A 4,609-nucleotide genomic window follows, 5' to 3' on the forward strand; every position below is an offset into this window, starting at 1 on the left:
CTTGATGTAGACGCGCTCCTGATCGGGGCGGCGCGTCGCCTGGGCCGCTGGCGGTCTGAGCCGCTGAGGGTCCCACCGGCCACTGCGCCACTCACGTCCGGTGCGCTCGTTCACACCGACCGCCGCGGATGCCTCCTTGTTGGTGTATCCCGCCTTCACCAGCCGGAAGTATTCCGCCCGCTCAGCGTGGAGCTTCCTGCGCCCCTGCGCCGAGCGCACCTTGCGGACCTCGAAGTCCATCGCACCCCTTGAACTGGGGTGTTGCAACGACCACTAGAACCCAAGCGACCGGTGCGGGGCTTTCTGCTGCGTAGGGGGGTCAGCCCGCGACGGAGACCTGGGGCTCGCCGGACATGACGCCGTCCTTCTCCATCTGCTCGGCGATCTTCATCGCCTCGTCGATGAGCGTCTCCACGATCTTCGACTCGGGCACGGTCTTGATGACCTCGCCCTTGACGAAGATCTGGCCCTTGCCGTTGCCGGAGGCGACGCCGAGATCGGCCTCGCGGGCCTCGCCCGGGCCGTTGACGACGCAGCCCATGACGGCGACGCGCAGCGGGACCTCCATGCCGTCGAGTCCGGCGGTGACCTCTTCGGCCAGCTTGTAGACGTCCACCTGGGCACGGCCGCAGGAGGGGCAGGAGACGATCTCCAGGCGGCGCTGGCGCAGGTTCAGCGACTCCAGGATGGAGATGCCGACCTTGATCTCCTCGGCGGGCGGCGCGGACAGCGAGACGCGGATGGTGTCGCCGATGCCCTCGCTCAGCAGCGCGCCGAAGGCGACGGCGGACTTGATGGTGCCCTGGAAGGCGGGCCCGGCCTCGGTGACGCCGAGGTGCAGCGGGTAGTCGCACTGGGCCGCGAGCTGGCGGTAGGCGTTGACCATGACGACGGGGTCGTTGTGCTTGACCGAGATCTTGATGTCGCGGAAGCCGTGCTCCTCGAAGAGCGAGCACTCCCACAGCGCCGACTCGACGAGGGCCTCGGGGGTGGCCTTGCCGTACTTCTGGAGCAGCCGCTTGTCGAGCGAGCCCGCGTTGACGCCGATGCGGATGGGGGTACCGGCGGCGGAGGCCGCGTCGGCGATCTCCTTGACCTTGTCGTCGAACTGCTTGATGTTGCCGGGGTTGACGCGGACGGCGGCGCAGCCCGCGTCGATGGCGGCGAAGACGTACTTGGGCTGGAAGTGGATGTCCGCGATCACCGGGATCTGGGACTTCCTGGCGATGGTGGCGAGCGCGTCGGCGTCGTCCTGCGTGGGGCAGGCGACGCGCACGATCTGGCAGCCGGAGGCCGTCAGCTCGGCGATCTGCTGGAGCGTCGCGCCGATGTCCGCGGTGCGCGTCGTCGTCATCGACTGCACCGACACAGGGGCGTCGCCGCCCACGGCGACCGGGCCGACCTGGATCTTCCGGCTGACACGGCGGTCGGCGAGCTTGGTCGGTACGTCCGGCATTCCGAGTGAAATCGCTGTCATCTGGCGAGCAACCCCAACGTGTGGATCAAGGTCCCGAGATCGACGGGCTCCGGCTCCCGAGATTACGGCACCGCCGGGCCACCGAGCACATCGCGACAAGAAATTACGACGAAAGTACGGAAATGCTATCTGCTGGCCACAAAGTGCCCCGCCATCGACCGAGGTGAGCGCGTTTCCCCCGGTGCCCAGGAGCCCTGGAACGCCACCGGTGTGTCCCGTCACACTCCGGGACCGGTGTGCGGCGCCCGTCCGGAACCGCCCGGAGGGGCGCGGGGCCCCCGGTGGTCCCGGGAGCCCCGCGCGCCCTCCGGGCCGCGTGCTCGTCCGCTATCCGGCCAGCTTGACCGGGTTCACCACGTCGGCCACCAGCACGAGCAGGGTGAAGCAGATGAAGACCCCGGCGACCACGTAGGCCACGGGCATCAGCCGCGCCACGTCGAAGGGGCCAGGGTCGGGGCGGCGGAAGACCTTCGCGAAGGCCCTCCTGACCGACTCCCACAGGGCGCCCGCGATGTGCCCGCCGTCCAGCGGCAGCAGGGGCAGCATGTTGAACAGGAACAGCGAGAGGTTGAAGCCCGCGACCAGGAAGAGCATGGTCGCGACCCGCTGCGACGGCGGGATGTCCAGCGAGAAGACCTCGCCGCCCACCCTGGCCGCGCCGACGACGCCCATCGGCGAGTCCTGCTTGCGCTCGGCACCGTCGAAGGCCGCGTTCCACAGGTCCGGGATCTTGGACGGCAGCGCTATCAGGGCCTCGACGCCGGAGGACATCATCTCGCCCATCCGGTCAGCGGCCTGCGGGAACGACTGCTGCACGACGCCGCTCGCCGGGGTGAAGCCCAGGAAGCCCGCGGTCACGTACTCGTCGGGGACGTAGCCGCCGTTCCCGTCGGACTTGGCGACCTTGTTCTCGATCAGGTCGGCGTGCAAGGTGCGGCGCGCGCCGTCCCGCTCGACGGTGATGCTCGCGGGCCCCGTGGTGTCGCGGATGCGGCCCTGGAGGTCGTCCCACTCGGAGACGGGCTTGCCGTCGAAGGCCACGATCTTGTCGCCGGGCTTGAGGCCCGCCGCCTTGGCCGGGGAGTCCTTCGCGCCCGAGGTGCACTTGTCGGACTGCGACGAGGCCGGGATCACGCACTCGGAGACGGTGGAGACGCTGGTGGTCTGGGTGTTGACGCCGAAGGACATCAGCACGCCGAGGAAGATGACCACGGCCAGGATCAGGTTCATGAACGGCCCGGCGAACATCACGATCACGCGCTTCCACGGGGAGCGCGTGTAGAAGAGCCGCTTGTCGTCCCCCGGCTGGAGCTCCTCGAAGGCGGCGGCGCGGGCGTCCTCGATCATGCCGCGGAACGGCGAGGTGGACCGCTTGCGCAGGGCGCCGTCGTCGCCGGGCGGGAACATCCCGATCATGCGGATGTAGCCGCCGAGCGGCACCGCCTTGATGCCGTACTCGGTGTCGCCCTTGCGCCGCGAGAAGATCGTCGGCCCGAACCCCACCATGTACTGCGGGACCCGGATGCCGAACATCTTCGCGGTGGAGAGGTGCCCCAGCTCGTGCCAGGCGATCGAGAAGAGCAGACCCACGACAAAGACGACTATGCCGAGGATGGTCATGAAGGTCGTCATGCGCGGGCCTCCGCTGCCGATACCGCCAGTTCGCGGGCGCGGGCGCGCGCCCAGGTCTCAGCGTCGAGGACATCGGCGAGGGTGAGACCGGTTCCCCCGGCTCCGCTCCGCTCCGCCGCGCCGTCGTCCGTGAGCACGGCCCCGGACGACAGCCCCTCCTCGACCACAGCGGCCACCGTATCCACGATGCCTGTGAACGGCAGCCGCCCCGCGAGAAACGCGTCGACGCACTCCTCGTTCGCCGCGTTGAAGACGGCGGGCGCCGTGCCGCCCAGGGTGCCCACGCGCGCGGCCAGCGGCACGGAGGGGAACGCCTCCTCGTCCAGGGGGAAGAAGTCCCAGGACATGGCCCTCGACCAGTCGAAGACCGGGCCCGCGTCCGGCACCCGCTCGGGCCAGCCGATGCCCAGCGCGATGGGCAGCCGCATGTCGGGGGGACCGCACTGGGCGAGGGTGGAGCCGTCGGTGAATTCCACCATCGAGTGGACGGCCGACTGGGGATGCACCACGACCTGGATGCGCTCGAAGGGCACGTCGTAGAGGAGGTGGGCCTCGATGACCTCCAGGCCCTTGTTGACGAGCGTCGCCGAGTTGACCGTGATGACCGGGCCCATGTCCCAGGTGGGGTGGGCCAGCGCGTCCTGCGGGGTGACGTCGGCGAGCTGCTCGCGGGTACGGCCGCGGAAGGGGCCGCCAGAGGCGGTGACGAGGAGCTTGCGTACCTCGCGGCGCGTGCCGCCCATCAGCGCCTGGAACAGCGCCGAGTGCTCGGAGTCGACGGGGACGATCTGCCCTGGCCGCGCGAGCGCCTTGACCAGCGGGCCGCCGACGATCAGCGACTCCTTGTTGGCCAGCGCCAGCATCCGGCCCGCCTTCAGCGCGGCGAGCGTGGGCGCGAGCCCGATCGATCCGGTGATGCCGTTCAGCACGGTGTGGCACTCGCTCGACGCCAGCTCGGTCGCCGCGTCCGGGCCCGCCAGCACGTGCGGGACGGGCTCCCCTGGCCCGTACTCGGCACGCAGCGCCTCCCGCAGCGCCGCCGCCTTGTCCTCGCGGGCGACGGCGACGGTGCGCACCTGGAGCCGGTGCGCCTGCCCGGCCAGCAGCTCGACGCGTCCGCCCGCGGCGGAGAGTCCGGTGACCCGGAAGCGCCCTGGGTTGCTCAGCACCACGTCGACGGCCTGGGTGCCGATCGATCCGGTCGACCCGAGGATCACGATGTCGCGCGGCCCGCCGGAAGCGGCGGACGTGGCGGACTCGGCGGACTCGGCGGGCTGGGGCGAGGAGCGCAGATGCGGGTCAGCGAGGATGGCTGCGGGGCTTTCGGTCATGGACCCATTGTGGCGGCTCCCGCTTCCGCTTCCGGCACGGGCGTGCGCCGTGCCCGTGCCGGAACGTGAAAGGCGGGCGGCGGGGCGCGGGTCCGGGCGGCGCCGGCGGCGGGCGCAGGGCCCGCGTGCGCCGTGCGGGCGCCCTGCGGCGGCGCCGTCAGACCGCCTC

Annotated in this window: 4 protein-coding genes; all 4 read right to left on the reverse strand. The window is 70.8% G+C overall.

Annotated elements, in window-relative coordinates; genetic code table 11:
• Positions 1-240: helix-turn-helix domain-containing protein (locus ACYVOO_RS15280; RefSeq protein WP_461016205.1), on the reverse strand; the 240-nt coding region annotated here is incomplete at its 3' end.
• 79 nt (positions 241-319) lie between these two features.
• Positions 320-1,477 (reverse strand): flavodoxin-dependent (E)-4-hydroxy-3-methylbut-2-enyl-diphosphate synthase, encoded by a 1,158-nt coding sequence (ispG, locus tag ACYVOO_RS15285; protein WP_453349910.1) that lies wholly within the window; start codon positions 1,475-1,477, stop codon positions 320-322.
• A 327-nt stretch (positions 1,478-1,804) separates the two neighbouring features.
• Positions 1,805-3,109, reverse strand: a complete 1,305-nt coding sequence (locus tag ACYVOO_RS15290) for a M50 family metallopeptidase (protein WP_461016206.1) — start codon at positions 3,107-3,109, stop codon at positions 1,805-1,807.
• Positions 3,106-4,440 (reverse strand): 1-deoxy-D-xylulose-5-phosphate reductoisomerase, encoded by a 1,335-nt coding sequence (dxr, locus tag ACYVOO_RS15295; RefSeq protein ID WP_461016207.1) that lies wholly within the window; start codon positions 4,438-4,440, stop codon positions 3,106-3,108. The genes ACYVOO_RS15290 and dxr overlap by 4 nt, the downstream gene beginning before the upstream one ends.
• Between the last annotated feature and the right edge of the window lie 169 nt (positions 4,441-4,609).

The organism is Streptomyces daliensis (assembly GCF_054782395.1).